Origin of the sequence: Actinotalea alkalitolerans (genome assembly GCF_023369855.1) — a bacterium.
In the GTDB taxonomy this organism is placed as follows: Bacteria; Actinomycetota; Actinomycetes; order Actinomycetales; family Cellulomonadaceae; genus Actinotalea.
This window is the reverse complement of the sequence record NZ_JAMBPP010000004.1, coordinates 172,373-189,486: the sequence shown is the minus strand read 5'-3', so window position 1 is coordinate 189,486 and position 17,114 is coordinate 172,373. Positions and strand designations below refer to the sequence as shown.

Sequence of the window (17,114 nt, the reverse complement as noted above, 5' to 3'; positions counted from 1 at the left end):
CGGTGCTCAGCGCGTGAGCAGCAGGTGCAGCTCGACCGAGCCGGTCGGCTCGACCGTGACCGAACCCAGGTCCGGTGCGGTCAGACCGTGATCCGCCAGGGTCAGCGGGACCTGGCCCGCGACCTCGACGCCGTCGGCGGTGCGCTGGACCTCCAGGCTCGCGGTGACCTGCCGGGCGACACCACGCAGCGTCAACGTCCCCACGGCCTGCAGCTCGACGGCGGTCCCCTGCGACGCCAGCGGGCCCAGGTCCACCGGCGTGTCCAGGACGAAGGTCGACTCCGGGTACGTGCTGGTGTCCAGCGCGCGGCGGAAGTAGGCGTCACGCGCCGACTCGTCGGTCGAGATCGAGGCGACCCCGACGACGATCTGGGCCTCGACCAGCTGCCCGCCGGCGACGACCACGGTGCCGCTGACCTCGCTGCCACGGCCCACCACGGTGACCGGCTGCCCCGAGAGCACCTCGGCGAGCCGGTAGCCGGCCTGCGAGCCCTCCCCCACCACCCATGTCCCCTCGACGACGTCGTCGTCAGGATCGTCGACCGGTGCCTCGGTCTCCTCGACAGGAGCTGGTGTGCTGAGCGCGAACGGTCCGGGCGCGTCCGGGGCGATCCAGCGGGCATAGGCCCAGGGCCCGGCCACCATGCCCAGGACCAGGACGCCGATCACGGTCGCGACCCACCGCCAGGCATGGCGATGGTCGACCGGTGCAGGCTCCCCCGTCCGCCGCTCGGGGGTCTCCTGGGTACTCACCGCTCACCCTTGCGTCGCAGCAGCACCAGGACGGTGACCGCGGCCGCGCTCGCACCCAGCACGAGACCGACGACCAGGAGCGGGCTCATGGTCGACGGCCCGTCAGGGGTGCCCGGGACCACCGGTGAGATCGTCTCCTGCTCGGGCTCCTGCGTCGGCGCCGGGGCCTGGGCGTCCGTCCCCGCCTGCGTCTCGGGTGTCGGGGCGGGCTCCTCGACCGTCGGCGCAGGGAGGTCGAGGGTGAAGGTGAAGTCACCGTCGATCGCGTGACCGTCGCTCGAGACCGACCTCCACTGCACGGTGTAGACGCCCGCGGGCATCCCTTCGCGCAGGGGCTGGGTCAGCGTGCGGTCCGCGATGACCACGTCGCCGTCGGCCCACCCCGCACCGTCCGCACCGGTCACCTGCACGCCCGCGCCGAGGTCGAGCTGCTGCGCGGAGTACGTGAGCAGCACCTGGGTCGGCTGCTCCGTCAGGACCGCGCCGGCCGCCGGGACGCTCGACTCGAGGACGTCATGAGCCGCGGACGGGCCGGCGAGGACGATGATCAGGGCCGACGCTCCGACGAGCACCGACCACAGGAGGCGGAGGGGACGACGGCCCCCGGCCGGACGCTGACGCACGGAGCTCCTTGCGGTCACGGAAGGTCAAGGGCGGTCGCTCGTCCCACCCGGTGTCAGGACACGGTACGCGCTGTACCTGGGTGCGACGTCCAGGCACGACGGTGCTCACCGGATGCCGCGGCGCAGCCACGGGTCGGAGGTCCCGGGCCAGCGCAGTGCGAGGCCGACGTCCACCGCGGCGTCCGGGTGGACCCGGATCAGGCGGTAGTCCAGGAAGCGCCTGCTCTGCGGGTCGAACCTCAGGATCGTCATCTCGGCGATGCCGTTGAGCGGACCCACCGTCGGCTGCCCGTGTGCCGCTCCCGCGGTGCTCGAGCTCACGTACCGCACCCCCTCGCCCATGGACACCGGTCCGATCCTGCGGTGGGCGTGCCCGGAGACCTGCGCCGGGACGCATCCCGTACCGAGCGGGTAGCTCCCGACCGAGGGGGTGTGCACCAGGAGCAGGTCGACGCCGTCGGGATCGGCGCACGCGGCCTCGGCGAGCCGGCGTCCCATCTGGCCTGCGGACTCGTCGCCGACGGGGCTCGTCCCGATACCGATGCGGGTGGCGTTCGGGTCGCTGTCGCCCAGGATGCGCAGGCCGGCGACCTCGACGACCTTCCCGTCCAGGACGGTCATCCCCGCGCGGCGCTCCTGCGCCGAGGTCTCGACGCTGTCGTGGTTGCCGTCCGAGACGACCATCGTCACCCCCGGCGGGACCGCGCCCGCGAAGGCGGTGATGCAGTAGGACTCGACCGCGGTGCCGTTGACGGTGGTGTCGCCCGCGTTGAGGATCACGTCGACCTCCCCGAGCTCGGCAGCCTCCCGGATGACGCGTGCCATCCCCACGTTGCAGTGCAGGTCGGAGACGACCAGCAGGGTCACCGGCTCGACCTCAGGGCCGTCGGAGGCCTCGACCGCCTGGTCGCCCTCCGCCGCGCCGGTCCCCTGCGCTCCTGCCTCCTGCCGAGGCACGGCGTCGTCGTCTCCGTCCTCCGCACCCTGGGTCGGGCTCGGGCTCGACGTCGGTGCGGGCGTCGGGCCGTCCACCTCGTCCTGCTCGCCGGTCGCGGGAGGGGGCGGGCTCGGGGCGGGGAGGGGGCTCCCGTCGCGGATCGCGGCGCGCAGGGCGCCGAGCTCGGCATCTGCGGCAGCACGCGCCTCCCACGCGACCTGGAGGTTGCTCCTGGCCTGGTCGTAGAAGGTCTCGTTGTCCAGGTACGCCTCCACGACGTAGCCGCCGTAGGTGTCGATGACGCCGGCGAGCCGACCGGTCAGGCGCGCACCTTCCAGCGGGGTGTCGTCGAACACCCGCGAGGCCAGGGCGCCGTCGGGCAGCCTCGGCTCGGCTCGGTCGCTCGAAGTGACCGTGGCAGCGAGGACCAGGACGATGCCGGTGGCCAGGACCGTGTCACGACGGTGAGGGGCGAGTCTCGCCTCCAGCTCCTCACGTCGTGCACGGCCCAGCAGTACGCGCACCAGCCCGGCACCGATCGCGACGGCGAGAGCTGCCAGGACGGTGCGGCGGACAGCATCGGTCACCAGTGCGCGCACGGCGACGTCCAGCGCAGCCTGCGGACCGCTGAAGAACTGCACGTAGCTCTCCAGGTCGGTCCCGAGCGCGGCGAGCGTGTCGGCCTGCTCGACCGCGGTCACGTCACGGGGGATCTCCTGGACCACCACCCGGGCGCCGAGCGTCAACGGGAGTGGCGAGTCGATGACGAGCGTGCCCAACGGTCCGAGGTCGACGGTCACCAGGTGGTCGGTGGTGACCTCGTACCGCGCCAGGTGCGGGCCGAGGGATGCCTCGGCCCGCGCGGTGGTCACACCGAAGAGCGCCGCGGGGACCAGCACCGCCAGGACGACGAGCAGCCACCGGGCAAGGCGATGGCCGAGACCGGCCGAGCCCGACGGGCGGCGATCCGCTGGCTGTTCCATGACCGTCCTCCTCCCCTCTCCTATCGTCCGGCGGGCACCGCTCGGCAGGGGCACGAACCCTCAGGCATGTTCGCTCTGGGCGAACACCGGGCGACCCGACCGCCAGCCGGCTCTCTCAGGCGTTGACCTCATCACGCCACGCGATCCACTCGCGCAGCGGCCCGAGGTCGTAGACGGGCCCGGACACGTCGACCGTGAACAGCCCGACGCCGGCCTGGCGGAAGGCCTCGGCCGCAGGCCCCGGGGAACTCATCGCCCCGGTGCCGACGGACCGCTCGATCTCGTGGGGGTCCCGTCCCACCTGCGCGCACCAGTCGTCCAGGACCGAGCTCTTGCGGGTGAAGGTGGCCAGGTCCCCGAAGCTGTGCCACGTGGTGGCGTGCTCGGCCACGATCCGCAGGGTCTTGCGCTCACCCCCGCCCCCGATCAGCACGGGGATCTCCCGGGTGGGTGCGGGGTTGAGCGCCGCCCACCGGGCCCGGATCCGCGGCATCGCCCGAGCCAGGTCGTCGAGCCGGCTCCCGGCCGTCCCGAACTCGTAGCCGTACTCGTCGTAGTCCCTCTCGAACCACCCCGAGCCGATGCCCAGGATCAGTCGTCCCCCGCTGATGTGGTCGACGGTCCGGGCCATGTCGGCCAGGAGCTCGGGATTGCGGTAGCTGTTGCACGAGACCAGCGCGCCGATCTCGACCCGTTCGGTGGCCTCGGCCCACGCGGCGAGCATCGTCCAGCACTCGAAGTGCTTGCCGTCGGCCTCGCCGTGCAGCGGGAAGAAGTGGTCCCAGTTGAAGCACACGTCGACCCCCGCCTCCTCGGCGGCGGCGACCGCACGGCGGATCTGGGAGTAGTCGGCATGCTGCGGCTGGATCTGCACACCGATTCGGACGGGGTGGTTCACGACGGCTCCGGTGGTGGTCGGTCCCTGCACCGCGACCCTAGAACGTTCTGAGCAGATCCTCCATCGCGGTCCGGTAGGCCGCCGTCCGCGGGTAACCCCCGTGCCCGGCGACCACCGGCAGGTACCCGCTGGTCTCGACCTCTTCGGCGGCACGGTCGACCCCTCGCACCCCCGGCGCGTCGGTGCACCGGGGTTCGACGGGAAGCCCGAGGGGGTCGGTGCGGCGCCACAGGTTGACCCAGCGCAACCCCGCACGCCCGCTCAGCAGACCCACCAGGGTCCACGTGCGGTCGTCTGAGGCCGTGACGGCGCGAGGTCGCCCTCGAGCGACATCGAGGTCCGTCCAGGGGTCGGGCGCGAAGAGCCGGGCGCCTCGGACGGGAGCGGCGCCGGTCGCAGCCGGCCCGACGAGCTCAGGCAGGAGCCGACCGGCCCAGGGCCCGAGCTGGGTGCCGTAGGTCAGCAGCGCCAGGCGCCGCACCGCAGCGGCCCCCAGCTCGACCCGGGCCGCGATGACGCTCGCGACGGCCAGGACGGCTCCCATGCTGTGCGCGCTGACCACGACCCTCCCGCTGCCCGACCCCTCGCGCAGCGCGGCGTCGTAGCGATGGACGAGCTCGGGTACCGCCCGCTCGGCGTAGCACGGAGGACCGAAGGGGTGCCCGGCACGCGGCAGGACGCAGACGATGTCCCACACCACTCCCAGCGGGCGGTTCCTGGCGATCATCACCCCGCCGACCAGCGACACCGCGACCAGCGCCGCCACCGCACCGACACTCCACAGCGCCACGTCGACCAGCACGCCCACCACCTGACCCGGGAGGCTCGCTCCCGCCACGGCACGGTCCGCGACCCCCGCCAGGGGTCGCCCGTCGCCCCCCTGCCCGACGGTCGCCGCGAGCGCGAGCGCCACGACCACGCTCAGCCCGACGGCGAGCGCCAGGACACCCAGCAGGGGTTCGGCGCGGTGGGCGAGGGCAGCCGAACGTCGGGCCCGCCCGAGAGCCGCACCAGCCCCCGCGCGCCCGAGGAACCTCGACGATGCGGTGCCACGAGCCCCCTTGCGCCCGGCCGCGGGCCCCGCGCCCGCATCGACCAGGCTGCCCGCCGGCTCGAGGGTGCGGGCGGTACGGGCCGCAGCGACTCCGACGACCGCACCGACGCCGACCAGGGCCACCAGCGCGGCCACCCCGAACCACAGCAGCACCGGTGGGACCACCAGGAGGGAGTCGCCCTGGCGCGCCAGGTCCCCCGCCGGTCGGCGCCCGTTGAGCCAGTCGCCCGCTGCGACGACCACGAGGCTGGACAGGGCGAGAGCCGAGCCCAGGGCGAGGATCAGCACGACGCCCGGTGCCCGACCACCCCAGGCCTCGTGACGGCGGCCCGCCCTTCCGCGCCACCGCAACGCCGGGACCGCGATCCCGAGCATCGCCACCGTCAGCACGACCGGGACGCCGGCGGAGCCCTGCAACGCGGTGTCGCCCACGTCGTGCGGCACGACGACCAGGAGCACGGTCTGGGCGACGATCAGCAGCGAGCCGAACGCCAGGACGACGCTCGCCCGCCGCTCCACCCCACGTGCACCGGCCCCGCCGGGACGTGCCAGGTGGCACGAGGCACGCGAGGCCACCACCACCCCCACCACGAGCAGGCCCGCGAGCGCGAGAGCCGCGGTCAGGCCGAAGGGCACCGCCGAGGGAGAGGAGAGCACGCCCACCCCGCAGACGAGGACCGCACCGGCCGTGCAGCCGTGGACCGCCACCACCACCTGGTGCCATGCGGTGGACAGCACCACCAGGAAGAGCCCTCCGGCGAGGTGCAGGCGTGCCGTCGCCGCGGTGAGGCACGCGCTCGACCAGAACCCGTGCGTGGCGAGCGGCGGCTGCGACCTGGCGCCGCCACCTGACGGCACGGTCACGAGCTGCTCGTACCGGGTGCGGGAGACCATCGACAGCAGAGCGACCAGGCCCAGCACGGCGACCGGTACCAGGCCCGCCACCGCAAGGCGCTGACCGTGCGTCGCCGACGCGAGCGCCTCGAGGCCACCCGGGACGCGCTCGCACGCGAGCTGCCCGCCCGCGAAGCACTGCGTCGCCAGCAGGTCCAGGGCGACCACCCCGACCGTCGAGACCAGGAGCAGGGTGAGCAGGAGCGCGAAGAGACGCGTCGCTGCGGCGCCGACCCCGTCCTGCCAACCGCTCGCCTGGCCTCCGGGCTCCAGACGACGACTCCAGAACGCCACGTTGAGCAGACCGAACGGCAGCATGAGTGCCCAGCCCAGGCGGACGAACCCACCCACGAGGGCCTGGGCCGGAGTAGGTGCCCCGGTCCCCGCGAGCGGCGTCGTGCGGGACAGACCACCCCACGAGTACACCTCGCGGATCACCCCGGGCGGGACATGACCCGGGTGGTCGGGGCCCGTCCTGAGCAAGGCCCGCCGGGTGGGACGCCAGAAGCTGCCCAGCTCGTCGCCTGCGACCCGCTCGACGTCCCGGGCTCCCAGGTCCAGGGTGGTGTGCGGGGCGGCGTTGTCGACGCCGTGGATCCGCAGCTCGAGCACCCGACGGGCCGACCACCTCGGCACCGCACGCGATCCCATGTCGCCCGCCCCCTGACCTCGCCGTGCTCCCACGCTAGCCCGCAGCGCGAGGAACGCGACCCGGTGGCGGCCTCGCGGAACCTGGCCGCTCGTACGAGGGTGGGGTGCCAGAACCCGACGACAGCACGAGGAGGCATGGTGGACGAGAGCGCGCCACGCCGAGACCTGAGCGAGGCCGATGCACTGGCTCGGCGCCTGGACACCCCGATGGGAGCCCTTGGCCTGGTGCTGCTCTTCGTGGTGCTCGGTCAGAACCTCGCGACGGGGCCCCGGCTCACGAGCATCCTCGCGGTGGTCGGCTGGGTGCTCTGGTCGGTCTTCGTCGCCGAGCTGGCACTGCGCGCGTACATCGCCAAGGACCAGCGGCTCTTCTGGCGCCGCAACTGGTGGCAGGTTCTCTTCCTCGCAGTGCCGTTCCTGAGGTTCGCGAGAGCCATCAGCCTGCTGCGTCTGACGCGCGTCGCCCGCGTCGGTGGTGTGCTGACCAGCGCTGTCCGTGGTTCCCGCTCGGCGGGCCGTCTGCTCACCGGCCGGATCGGCTGGTTGGCCGTGGTCACCGGGGTGGTCGTGCTGTCCAGCAGCCAGCTGCTGTTCCTCCTGGGCCCCGACGAGGCGTATGGCGACGCCCTGCACTCTGCTGCGCTCGCCACCGTCACGGGGCAGGCGTGGGGCGCGCAGGACGGGTTCGGCCGCGTCCTCGAAGTGGTGCTCGCGGTGTACTCGGTCGCGGTCTTCGCGACCCTGGCGGGCGCCGTGGGCGCGTACTTCCTGGATCACCCGGGCAGGGCAGGACCTGACCGCCGCGCGTCGGCGCTACGCCAGTCCGTCGAGGGCTGAGCCGTCCCCCCGCTGCGACCGGGTGATCACGCTCAGGGTGCCGTCGCTCTCCAGGACGATCGCCCAGACCTGGTCCAGCCCGCCGACACCGGTGCTGCGGGCAGCCTGCCGCAGCTCGTCGAGGGTGATCCGCTGCCTGCGGAGCGCGCTCTGGAGCGGCTCCCCGTCACGCAGCAGCACGGTGGGTCGGGCCGTGACCGCGGAGCGCACGCGCGGCATCCGGGCCGATGTGGCCGAGACCGTCAGCTGCAGGACGGCGAGGAGCACCAGCGCCACGGCACCCTCTGCCCAGGACACGTCCGCGCTGAGCAGGATCGTCGCGAGGGTCGAGCCCAGGGCCACGGTGACGACCAGGTCGAAGGCGTTGAGCTTCGAGAGGGTGCGCTTGCCCGAGAACCTCAGGACCAGCACGAGCGTCACGTACGCGGCCGAACCCACCGCGAGCACACGACCGAGATCGGCCCAGGTGTCGAACCACATCGCCCCTGCCTACCACCCGAGCAACCGCACCGCACGTACACCCGAGGACGAGCCTGGAAACACCACGAGCCGCCCCGAAGGACGGCTCGTACGGTGGAGCTGAGGGGACTCGAACCCCTGACCCCCTGCATGCCATGCAGGTGCGCTACCAGCTGCGCCACAGCCCCGCTGCCCCGGAGGGCGAACTGCAGTCTAGGCGGAAGTCGGGCGACAGATCCAATCGTCACCGTGCACAACCCCGGACGGATCGCTGAGAGGTCCGTCACGTCACCCCGTCGGGCTCGGGTTCAGGTCAGGACCGCAACGCGTCCTCGGTGCTGCTCGGGAGCGACTCCGACCGACGCCCCGCGTTCCAGTCGCTGACGTGGACCGACGGGCCGATGTTGTGCCCACCGAGTCGCCAGGCAGGCACGCTGTGGCCGGTGCTCGCGTGCAGCACCGCCCAGTGCGCGTTGTGCAGGCCCACGACCCCGCGCCAGCCGTGCGGGTCGAGGCCCAGCAGGGTCGTGATGCCCAGCGTGATCGCCGCACCGTGCGAGACCACGGCGAGGGTCTGGTCCTCGGACAGGTCGGCGCTGTGCGCGATCACGGCAGAGGCCATCCGCTCGGCCACCTGCGCGCGACTCTCGGCACCGGTGCGCTCGGGGTCGTTCCCCGACCGCCACGCCGCGTACTGCTCGGGCCACCGCTCGGCGATCTCGGGACCCGTCAGACCCTCCCAGGCGCCGAAGTTGCGCTCGCGCAGCCTCGGGTCGAGGTGGACCTCAAGCCCCGTCACCTGCGCCAGCGCCCGTGCCGTACCGGCCGCACGCACGAGGTCGGACGCGACGATCCGGTCGGGCCGCACCCGGCGGGCGAGCTCGGCGGCGGCCTCGGAGGCCTGCCACCGGCCGACCTCGTCGAGCTCGATGTCGACCTGGCCCTGGAGCCGGGCCTGGGCGTTGAACGCCGTCCGCCCGTGCCGCCAGAGCAGCACCGTCCCCGCGGTCACTCGGAAGGCTCCACCGACCCGTCGCCGCCTCGCGCGTCCTCGGGGAGGTCGATGACAGGGCAGTCCGCCCACAGGCGCTCGAGGGCGTAGTAGACACGATCGTCCGAGTGCTGCACGTGCACGACGACGTCGCCGAAGTCCAGCAGGACCCAGCGAGCCTCGCGCAGTCCTTCCCGCCGGATGGCCTTGACGTCCTTCTTTCGCAGCGCCTCCTCGACGGCGTCGACGATCGCGGAGACCTGACGCTCGTTGCTCGCCGAGGCGATCAGGAAGACATCGGTCAGGACGAGCCTCTCGCTGACATCCAGGGCGATGATCTCGTCGGCCTTGAGCGCGGAGGCCGCCCGGGCGGCTGCGAGGGCGATGTCGAGAGCGCGTTCGGTGGCTGGCACTAGTCCCCAGTTCGTTGGTCGGTCACGTCGAGGGCGAGGATCGCCGCCGCCGTCGCATCGGTCGGAGCAGCCGTGGGAGGTGAGTCCCGCAGGATGAGCATGAAGATCAGCATGCCCAGGACGAAGGCCACCACGATCAGCGCGAGCATGTGGAACCACGTGTACGGGTGGCGGCGCCCGGAGGTGTCGTCCTCGTGCACCTCCTGCTCGTCGTCGTGGTCGCCCTGCGTGGGGCGCTGGGCCGGCAGCGTCGGGAAGACCGGGCCGCTCGTCGTGGCCGGCTCGACCGTCGGCCAGTCCGGCGTCGGCGGGTCGGGGTCGGGCATGCTGAGGACACCGAGGGTCTCACCGACCCGGGGAGTGGCGTCGGCGGGGACCAGGACGACGGGCTGGAGCCGGCCCGTCGCGCCGTCCCGGGTGGTCCGGTCCGTCGCGGACGGCGCTGTCGGCATCCACGACGCCCCAGTCGCGGTGTCCCACCGGGTCGCGGCCGGGACCCCGGCACCCGAGGTGCTGGACATGCCGGGTGTCGGTCGGGCCACCGCGGGGGCCGCGACGGGAGTCGGCCCCGGGCTCCCGGTACTGAACGCGGCTCCCGAGGCTGCGGGGCGCACCCCGGCTGAGCTCGAACGACCGCCGGGCGCCGGGCGCGAGCCGCCCGGAGGTGCTCCGGGAACGGCGAAACGGCGCGAGGTCGGCGCAGGTTCCGGGGTGGCGACACCGGCGCCGTCGGTCGGCTCGGACGGTGCGGGACGCTGCCCCGGGATCGCCGGCGCCGCACCCGGGCGCTCGCCCCCCCGCGGGGCCGCGGGACGGTCCTCGGTCCCCTGCCGGCCGGTCCATGTCTTCCTCGGATCGACCGGGGGCTCTGCGCGTCGGACGTCGGGGTGCTGGGGGTGCGCACCCCCGAGCCGAGCAGAGCGGTCGTGCCCACCGGCGGCGTCACCGTCCGGCTCGGCGCGCTGCCCTGCGGACCGCTGTGCGCGCTGGACGCGCTCGACCCGGAGTCGCTCGGCCTGGAGGCGCTCTGCCTCGGCCCGCTCCGCCCCGGCCCGCTGGATGTCGACGCGTTGGGCCTGTGCCCGCTCGGCGTTCTCGCGGGCAGCCTGCTCACGCTCGGCCTGGGCGCGAGCGGCCTGTGCCCGGACCGCCTGCGCCCTGGCCTGCGGGGAGAAGGCGACCGCCGACCGGGCTGCCGGGTGGGAGGCACCGTGCTGGGCGCCACCACGGTCCCCCTCACGCGCTGCCGCCGCCGGCCCGCTCGCCTGGCCGGGCGTACCCACCGACTCGACCGACGAGAGGTTGCCCGCGGGCGACACGCGTCGGATCCCGCCGGTCACGGGTGGGGGCTGGACGCCAGGGGTCAACCGTTCGCCCGCGTCACGCCGGTCCGCCGCGGGCGCCGTCGGGGCCCTGAGCGCACGGCGAGAGGTCGGGCGGGCCGCCTGCTCCGTCGGGGCACGATCGGCGACCCCGCTCTGCGACCGGTCCGTCCACGGCCGCTCCGGCGTGAGTCGCTCCATCGCCGGGCGCTGCACGGTCGCCTGCTCCGGTGCGGTGCGCTGTGCCGTCGGTCGTTCGACGGGCGCGCGAGGCCCGGGGTCGGGCTCCTGCGCAGGGCTCGCCTGCGACGCCGCGGCCTCGGCACGTTCGCGCAGCTCCCGGCGAGAGAGAGGACGCGACGGCAGCGCCGGCGGCGCGGCCGGGTACGAAGGTGCTCCTGGGTCTCCAGCCTGCGCCCCGGCGCCCGACGTCGAGGAGGACGCCGCCTGCTGCTGCTCGGCGTCCGCCAGTGCGCGAAGTCGCTCGGTCTCGCGCCGGCGCCGGCGCTCCCCCCACTCCTGCTGGTCAGACATCCTCACCCCGATAGAGACCATGCTTGGCGATGTACTGGACGACCCCGTCCGGAACCAGGTACCAGGCGGGCTTGTCGGCCCGCACCCTCTCACGGCAGTCGGTCGACGAGATCGCCAGCGCCGGGACCTCCAGCAGGCTGACAGCCTCGGTCGGCAACCCGTCGAGGCTCAAGGTGTGACCCGGACGGGTGACCGCCACGAAGTGCGCCATGCCCCAGAGCCGCTCGGCATCCTTCCAGGTCAGGATCTGCTCGACGGCGTCCGCCCCGGTGATGAAGAACAGGTCCGCGTCAGGGCGCTGCGCTCGGAGGTCGGTCAAGGTGTCGACCGTGTAGGTGAGTCCCGGCCGATCGATGTCCACCCGGCTCACCGTGAAGCGAGGGTTCGACGCCGTCGCGATGACTGTCATCAGGTACCGGTGCTCCGCCGCCGTGACACCCGGGTGCTGCTTGGTGGACGGTCGACCGGTCGGGACGAACACCACCTCGTCCAGGGCGAACCGGGCTGCGGACTCGCTCGCGGCGACCAGGTGGCCGTGGTGGACGGGGTCGAAGGTCCCGCCCATCACCCCGATCCGGGCCCGGTGCTCAGTCATCCGCAGTCGTCCTCCTGGTCGTTCAGTGGCGTGCGCCGACGCTCCGGAACGCGTAGGTGACGGCGAGCAGGACCATCAGTCCTCCGAAGGCGACCAGGCCGTAGGCCTCGGGCACCATGGGAAGGTGCTGAACGGCCTCCGCCGACTCCTCCGCAGCGAGCAGGGCAGCGTGCACATCGACCTCCTGGTGGTTCGGCTCACCGCGTGCGCGACGGGGCACGGCGGTGCTCCCAGTGTCGCACGTCCGGACGACGGGACGAGGCCCACGCCATGGACCGTACGGGTGACCCGTGGGCCGGATGTTCGCTCTGGGACGACGTCCGCCGAGGTCAGGTCCGGATCTGTCCGTCGCCGTTGACGATCCACTTCGTCGTGGTCAGCTCGGGCAGCCCCATCGGCCCTCGGGCGTGCATCTTCTGCGTCGAGATGCCGATCTCCGCCCCGAGGCCGAACTGCGCTCCGTCGGTGAACCGGGTCGAGGCGTTGACCATGATCGCTGCGGAGTCCAGGGCCGCGACGAACCGCTCGGAGGCGGCCAGATCACGCGTCACGATCGCCTCGGTGTGACCCGAGGACCAGGTCCGGATGTGCTCGATCGCCGCCTCGAGGTCGGTCACGACCCGCACCGCGAGGTCCAGCGACAGGTACTCGGTCGCCCAGTCCTCGTCCGTGGCCGGGACGACGTCGACCCCCACCGGTGCCAGCTCGGCCGTCCGCGGGTCGCCGTGCAGCACGACCCCCGCCTCCGCCAGGGCGCGCAGCGCCCCCGGAAGGAACCCCGCTGCTGCGTCGGTGTGCACCAGGAGCGTCTCGGCGGCGTTGCACACCCCGACCCGGTGGGTCTTGGAGTTCATCACGATCGGGAGGGCGACCGCGGGGTCGGCCGAGGCGTCCACGTACACGTGGCAGTTGCCCGTCCCCGTCTCGACGACCGGCACGGTCGCCTCCTGCACGACCGTTCGGATCAGGTCCGCCCCACCCCGCGGGACCAGCAGGTCGACCAGGCCGCGGGCGTGCATGAGCGCCACCGCACCGGCACGCCCGTGCTCGTCGATCGACTGCACCGCGTCGGCCGGCAGGCCGACCGAGACCAGTGCGTCGGAGAGCACCTTGACGATCACCGTGTTCGAGCCCGAGGCTGCCGAGCCTCCACGCAGGACGGCCGCGTTGCCGCTCTTGAGGGCGAGCCCCGCAGCATCGGCAGTGACGTTGGGCCGCGCCTCGTAGATCATGCCGACCACACCCATCGGCACGCGGACCTGACGCAGCCGCAGCCCGTTCGGCAGGGTCGACCCACGGACGACCTCACCGACCGGGTCGGGCAACGCCGCGAGCTCTCGCAGCGCGTCCGCGATGGCCGCGACCCTGTCCGGGGTCAGGGCCAACCTGTCGAGCAGCCCTTCGGAGGTACCTGCGGCCCTGCCCCGCTCGAGGTCGACGGCGTTCGCCATGACGATCTCCGGCGAGGCGGCCACGAGGTGGTCGGCCATGGCGTGCAGGGCCGCGTCCTTGGTGGCGCGGGTCGCGGACGCGAGCTCGCGTGCCGCGACCTGCGCGCGACGTGCGACCTCCAGCACCGCATCGCGCACCTCGTCCGGGACCGCGTCGCGTTCGTGATCAGGACGGTCAGGATGGTGGGGTGCGGTCGGTTCCATGGCCGCAGGATAGGCCTAGCGGCGAGGTCGCACGAGCACCAGGTCGTCGCGGTGGACGACCTCGCGGTCGTACCCGGCACCGAGCCGCTCGCGCAGCTCGTGGGTCGAGCTGCCGAGCAGGTCGGGCAGCTCGACCGAGCCGAAGGCCACCAGGCCGCGCGCGACCACGAGACCCGCTGCCGACACCAGCTCGACCGGGTCCCCTGCCTCGAACGAGCCCTCGACCGCGGTGATCCCGGCGGGCAGCAGAGACGTCCGTCGCTCGACGACCGCCCGCACCGCGCCGTCGTCCAGGACCAGGCGGCCCTCGGCGTGAGCCGCGTGGGCGAGCCACAGCATGCGCGTCGAGACCCGCCGACCGGTCGCGGCGAACCAGGTGCCGACGGACTGGCCCGCGAGCGCCTCGGCGGCCTGGGCGGCCGAGGTGAGCACGACGGGGATGCCCGAGCCTGTCGCGATGGTGACCGACGCCAGCTTGGTCACCATGCCGCCGGTGCCGACCGCGCTCCCCCGCGCGCTGACCACGACGCCCTCGAGGTCGGTCGGGCCGTTCACCGTCTCGATACGACGAGAGCCCGGCGCCGAGGGCGGGCCGGTGTACAGGCCGTCGACATCGGTCAGCAGCACCATCGCGTCGGCCCGCACCAGGTGCGAGACAAGGGCTGCGAGGCGATCGTTGTCACCGAAGCGGATCTCGTCGGTGGCGACCGTGTCGTTCTCGTTGACGATCGGCACCACCCCGAGTGCCAGGAGCCGGTCCAGGGCGCGCTGGGCGTTGCGGTAGTGACCACGCCGGACGGTGTCCTCGGCGGTCAGCAGCACCTGACCGACCCGCAGGTCGTGCGCGGCGAACGCCGCGGTGTAGCGCGCCACGAGCAGGCCCTGGCCGACCGAAGCCGTCGCCTGGGCCGTGGCGAGGTCACGAGGACGACTCGTCAGGCCCAGCGGACCCAGCCCTGCGGCGATCGCGCCCGAGGTCACCAGGACCACCTGGCCGCCGGCCGATCGCCGTGCGGCCAGCACGTCGACCAGCGCACGCAGGGCGTCCTCGTCGAGCCGACCGTCCGTACCGGTGAGCGACGAGGACCCGACCTTGACCACGACCCGGGGGGCGGTGGCCAGTCCTCGACGCCCGAGCGTCACTGCTCCTTCTCCGGATCGGTCCAGATCCCGCTCTGCCGCTCGGTCCACAGCTCCGCGCGGGCCTCGGCCTTGGCGTCCATCCGCTCCTTGTACTCGTTGCGCTTGTCCGTCCGGGTCGGCCGCGAGGAGTCGTCCAGGCGTAGGTCGGTACCACGGGGACCGCCCAGCAGCTCCGAACCGGTCAGCAGAGTGGGCTCCCAGTCGAAGACGACGGCATCGCTCTCCGGCCCGATGACGACCTCGGCCCCGGCGACCGCACCCGCGGCGAAGAGCTTCTCCTCGACACCCAGACGGGCCAGACGGTCCGCGAGGTAGCCCACGGCCTCGTCGTTCGAGAACTGCGTCTGGCGCACCCAGCGCTCGGGCTTGCTGCCCAGCACCTGGAACCAGACCCGTCCACCGCTCTCGTGGCGGGTCACCGTGAACCCGGCGTCGTCCACGGCCTGCGGACGCAGGACGGTGCGGGTCGGGGCGTCGGCCGGCGCGTCGGCGCGCGACCTGGCCACCATCTCGGCCAGCGCGAACGTCAACGGACGCAGCCCCTCGTGGCTCACCGCGGAGATCTCGAAGACACGCAGCCCGCGGGCCTCGAGGTCGGGGCGTACGAGCTCGGCGAGCTCACGAGCCTCGGGCACGTCCACCTTGTTCAGGACGACCATGCGGGGGCGCTCGGTCAGGGGCACCCTCCCGCCCGTGATGCCCAGGTCTCCGGCGTAGGCGGCGAGCTCGGCCTCGATGACCTCCAGGTCGCTGATCGGGTCGCGGTCAGGCTCGAGGGTCGCGCAGTCCAGCACGTGGACGATCACGGCGCACCGCTCGATGTGGCGCAGGAACTCCAGCCCCAGTCCCTTGCCCTCGCTCGCACCCGGGATCAGGCCGGGGACGTCGGCCACCGTGTAGCGCGCCGAGCCCGCCTGCACCACGCCGAGGTTGGGCACCAGCGTGGTGAACGGGTACTCGGCGACCTTGGGTCGCGCAGCGGAGATGGCCGCGACGAGGCTCGACTTTCCCGCGCTCGGGTAGCCGACGAGCGCGACGTCGGCGATCGTCTTGAGCTCCAGCAGGACGTCCTGCGAGGTCCCCGGCTCGCCCAGGAGCGCGAACCCAGGGGCCTTGCGACGGGGCGAGGCGAGGGCAGCGTTGCCCAGCCCGCCACGCCCGCCCGACGCGACGACGTAGCGAGCACCGGCGCCGACCAGGTCGGCAAGCACCTTCCCGTCCAGGGACTTCACCACCGTGCCGTCCGGTACGGTCAGGACGAGGTCCGCGCCGGTGGATCCGGACCGGTGGTCGCCCATGCCCTGGGTGCCCGACGGTGCGTGGCGGTGCGGCGAGTGGTGGTAGTCGAGCAAGGTGGTGACCTGCGGGTCGACCTCGAGGATCACGCTGCCCCCGCTGCCGCCGTTGCCGCCGTCCGGACCTGCTAGGGGCTTGAACTTCTCGCGGCGGATCGAGGCGACACCGTGCCCGCCGTCCCCGCCGGATGCGTGCAGGACGACGCGGTCGACGAAAGTGGCCACGAGGTGCTCCTTTCTCGACGGTCAGGGACGTGCTGGAGGACGACGAAGGGGCGCACCGGTGCCGGTGCGCCCCTTCGTCAAGAGGATCGGGTCAGGCGTCAGCCGTCACGATGTCGATGACCTTGCGGCCGCGGCGCACACCGAACTGCACCGCACCGGCGGCCAGCGCGAACAGCGTGTCGTCCCCGCCGCGTCCGACGTTGATGCCGGGGTGGAAGTGGGTCCCCCGCTGACGGACGATGATCTCGCCCGCGTTGACGGCCTGACCGCCGAACCGCTTGACGCCGAGGCGCTGCGAGTTCGAGTCGCGACCGTTCCGCGAGGAGCTCGCACCCTTCTTGTGTGCCATGACTGACCTGCTTTCGTGCTGTGCGGAGACTGGGGAGGAACAGGACTCAGCGGCCGTGGCCGCCGTGCGTCACGTGATGTCGGTGACCTTGAGGCGGGTCAGCTTCTGCCGGTGGCCCTTGCGCACCCGGTAGCCCGTCTTGTTCTTGTACTTGAGGATGTCGATCTTCGGGCCCTTCTCGTCCCGGACGATCTCCGCGGTCACGGTGATCTTCGCGAGCGCCGCGGCGTCGGAGGTCACCTTCTCCCCGTCGACGAGAAGGAGCACGGGCATCTGGACGGTCGAGCCGGCGTCACCGGACAGCCGGTCCACGACGACGACGTCGCCGACCGACACCTTCTCCTGGCGGCCACCAGCCTTGACGATCGCGTACACCACGTTGCTGCTCATCTCTACTCGTACGGCGTTCTCACGTCTTGTGACGTGCTCAGCACTCGACAGTCCTTGACTGGTCCGGCGCCTGGGGCACGTGGAAACGGTGCGCACCCGGCGCACCGACATTC

17 protein-coding genes and 1 tRNA gene are annotated in these 17,114 nt (G+C 73.0%); 1 reads left to right on the top strand and 17 read right to left on the bottom strand.

Translation table 11 applies throughout. The features are described from left to right. Positions 1-6 precede the first annotated feature (6 nt). From M1R94_RS06085 to M1R94_RS06065, 5 genes are all read right to left on the bottom strand, one after another. On the bottom strand, positions 7-753 hold the full coding sequence (locus M1R94_RS06085) for a YceI family protein (protein WP_249380775.1): 747 nt from the start codon (positions 751-753) through the stop codon (positions 7-9). Continuing rightward, positions 750-1,376: a copper resistance CopC family protein gene (locus M1R94_RS06080; protein ID WP_249380774.1), complete on the bottom strand. Its 627-nt coding sequence runs from the start codon at positions 1,374-1,376 to the stop codon at positions 750-752. The genes M1R94_RS06085 and M1R94_RS06080 overlap by 4 nt, the downstream gene beginning before the upstream one ends. Positions 1,377-1,481: 105 nt before the next feature. Next, the gene (locus M1R94_RS06075) at positions 1,482-3,296 is read right to left on the bottom strand and encodes a metallophosphoesterase family protein (protein ID WP_249380773.1); all 1,815 of its coding nucleotides are present in this window, start codon (positions 3,294-3,296) and stop codon (positions 1,482-1,484) included. Positions 3,297-3,411: 115 nt separating this feature from the next. After that, entirely contained in the window at positions 3,412-4,194 is a 783-nt protein-coding gene (locus M1R94_RS06070; protein WP_249380772.1) for an LLM class F420-dependent oxidoreductase, read from the bottom strand. Positions 4,195-4,231: 37 nt separating this feature from the next. Then, entirely contained in the window at positions 4,232-6,778 is a 2,547-nt protein-coding gene (locus M1R94_RS06065) for a hypothetical protein (RefSeq protein WP_249380771.1), read from the bottom strand. Between the two features lie 150 nt (positions 6,779-6,928). Here M1R94_RS06065 and M1R94_RS06060 point away from each other — a divergent pair, with 150 nt between their 5' ends. After that, positions 6,929-7,630: a hypothetical protein gene (locus M1R94_RS06060; protein ID WP_249380770.1), complete on the top strand. Its 702-nt coding sequence runs from the start codon at positions 6,929-6,931 to the stop codon at positions 7,628-7,630. Here M1R94_RS06060 and M1R94_RS06055 read toward each other — a convergent pair. From M1R94_RS06055 to rplU, 12 genes are all read right to left on the bottom strand, one after another. Further along, positions 7,607-8,110 carry a DUF421 domain-containing protein gene (locus M1R94_RS06055; RefSeq protein WP_249380769.1) on the bottom strand — a complete coding sequence of 168 codons (504 nt, stop codon included), beginning with the start codon at positions 8,108-8,110 and terminating at the stop codon, positions 7,607-7,609. The genes M1R94_RS06060 and M1R94_RS06055 overlap by 24 nt on opposite strands. A 94-nt stretch (positions 8,111-8,204) precedes the next feature. Then, positions 8,205-8,277, bottom strand: a tRNA-Ala gene (locus M1R94_RS06050). Between the two features lie 125 nt (positions 8,278-8,402). Then, a complete protein-coding gene (locus M1R94_RS06045) occupies positions 8,403-9,101 on the bottom strand; it encodes a histidine phosphatase family protein (RefSeq protein ID WP_249380768.1) in 699 nt (232 codons plus the stop codon). Next, positions 9,098-9,493, bottom strand: coding sequence for a ribosome silencing factor (rsfS, locus tag M1R94_RS06040; RefSeq protein ID WP_249380767.1), 396 nt, complete (start codon positions 9,491-9,493; stop codon positions 9,098-9,100). The genes M1R94_RS06045 and rsfS overlap by 4 nt, the downstream gene beginning before the upstream one ends. Then, a complete protein-coding gene (locus M1R94_RS06035; RefSeq protein WP_249380766.1) occupies positions 9,493-11,349 on the bottom strand; it encodes a hypothetical protein in 1,857 nt (618 codons plus the stop codon). Before M1R94_RS06035 ends, rsfS begins: the two co-directional genes overlap by 1 nt. Continuing rightward, positions 11,342-11,944: a nicotinate-nucleotide adenylyltransferase gene (gene nadD / locus M1R94_RS06030; RefSeq protein WP_249380765.1), complete on the bottom strand. Its 603-nt coding sequence runs from the start codon at positions 11,942-11,944 to the stop codon at positions 11,342-11,344. Before nadD ends, M1R94_RS06035 begins: the two co-directional genes overlap by 8 nt. A 22-nt stretch (positions 11,945-11,966) precedes the next feature. Then, complete coding sequence (locus tag M1R94_RS06025) at positions 11,967-12,164, bottom strand: hypothetical protein (RefSeq protein WP_249380764.1); 198 nt, start codon at positions 12,162-12,164, stop codon at positions 11,967-11,969. A gap of 109 nt (positions 12,165-12,273) precedes the next feature. Beyond that, positions 12,274-13,599, bottom strand: coding sequence for a glutamate-5-semialdehyde dehydrogenase (locus M1R94_RS06020; protein WP_249380763.1), 1,326 nt, complete (start codon positions 13,597-13,599; stop codon positions 12,274-12,276). A gap of 15 nt (positions 13,600-13,614) precedes the next feature. Beyond that, positions 13,615-14,742, bottom strand: a complete 1,128-nt coding sequence (gene proB, locus M1R94_RS06015) for a glutamate 5-kinase (protein WP_249380762.1) — start codon at positions 14,740-14,742, stop codon at positions 13,615-13,617. Beyond that, positions 14,739-16,262, bottom strand: a complete 1,524-nt coding sequence (gene obgE / locus M1R94_RS06010; protein ID WP_249380761.1) for a GTPase ObgE — start codon at positions 16,260-16,262, stop codon at positions 14,739-14,741. Before obgE ends, proB begins: the two co-directional genes overlap by 4 nt. A 91-nt stretch (positions 16,263-16,353) precedes the next feature. Further along, positions 16,354-16,611 (bottom strand): 50S ribosomal protein L27, encoded by a 258-nt coding sequence (gene rpmA / locus M1R94_RS06005; RefSeq protein ID WP_249380760.1) that lies wholly within the window; start codon positions 16,609-16,611, stop codon positions 16,354-16,356. A 69-nt stretch (positions 16,612-16,680) separates the two neighbouring features. Then, entirely contained in the window at positions 16,681-16,989 is a 309-nt protein-coding gene (rplU, locus tag M1R94_RS06000) for a 50S ribosomal protein L21 (RefSeq protein ID WP_249380939.1), read from the bottom strand. Positions 16,990-17,114: the final 125 nt, after the last annotated feature.

Excerpts from the sequence above, each read along its gene's own strand:
- M1R94_RS06060 (WP_249380770.1), top strand. The coding sequence starts at position 6,929 with ATGGTGGACGAGAGCGCGCCACGCCGAGACCTGAGCGAGGCCGATGCA.
- rpmA (WP_249380760.1), bottom strand. The coding sequence starts at position 16,611 with ATGGCACACAAGAAGGGTGCGAGCTCCTCGCGGAACGGTCGCGACTCG.
- nadD (WP_249380765.1), bottom strand. The coding sequence starts at position 11,944 with ATGACTGAGCACCGGGCCCGGATCGGGGTGATGGGCGGGACCTTCGAC.
- M1R94_RS06035 (WP_249380766.1), bottom strand. The coding sequence starts at position 11,349 with ATGTCTGACCAGCAGGAGTGGGGGGAGCGCCGGCGCCGGCGCGAGACC.
- M1R94_RS06075 (WP_249380773.1), bottom strand. The coding sequence starts at position 3,296 with ATGGAACAGCCAGCGGATCGCCGCCCGTCGGGCTCGGCCGGTCTCGGC.
- M1R94_RS06055 (WP_249380769.1), bottom strand. The coding sequence starts at position 8,110 with ATGTGGTTCGACACCTGGGCCGATCTCGGTCGTGTGCTCGCGGTGGGT.
- M1R94_RS06020 (WP_249380763.1), bottom strand. The coding sequence starts at position 13,599 with ATGGAACCGACCGCACCCCACCATCCTGACCGTCCTGATCACGAACGC.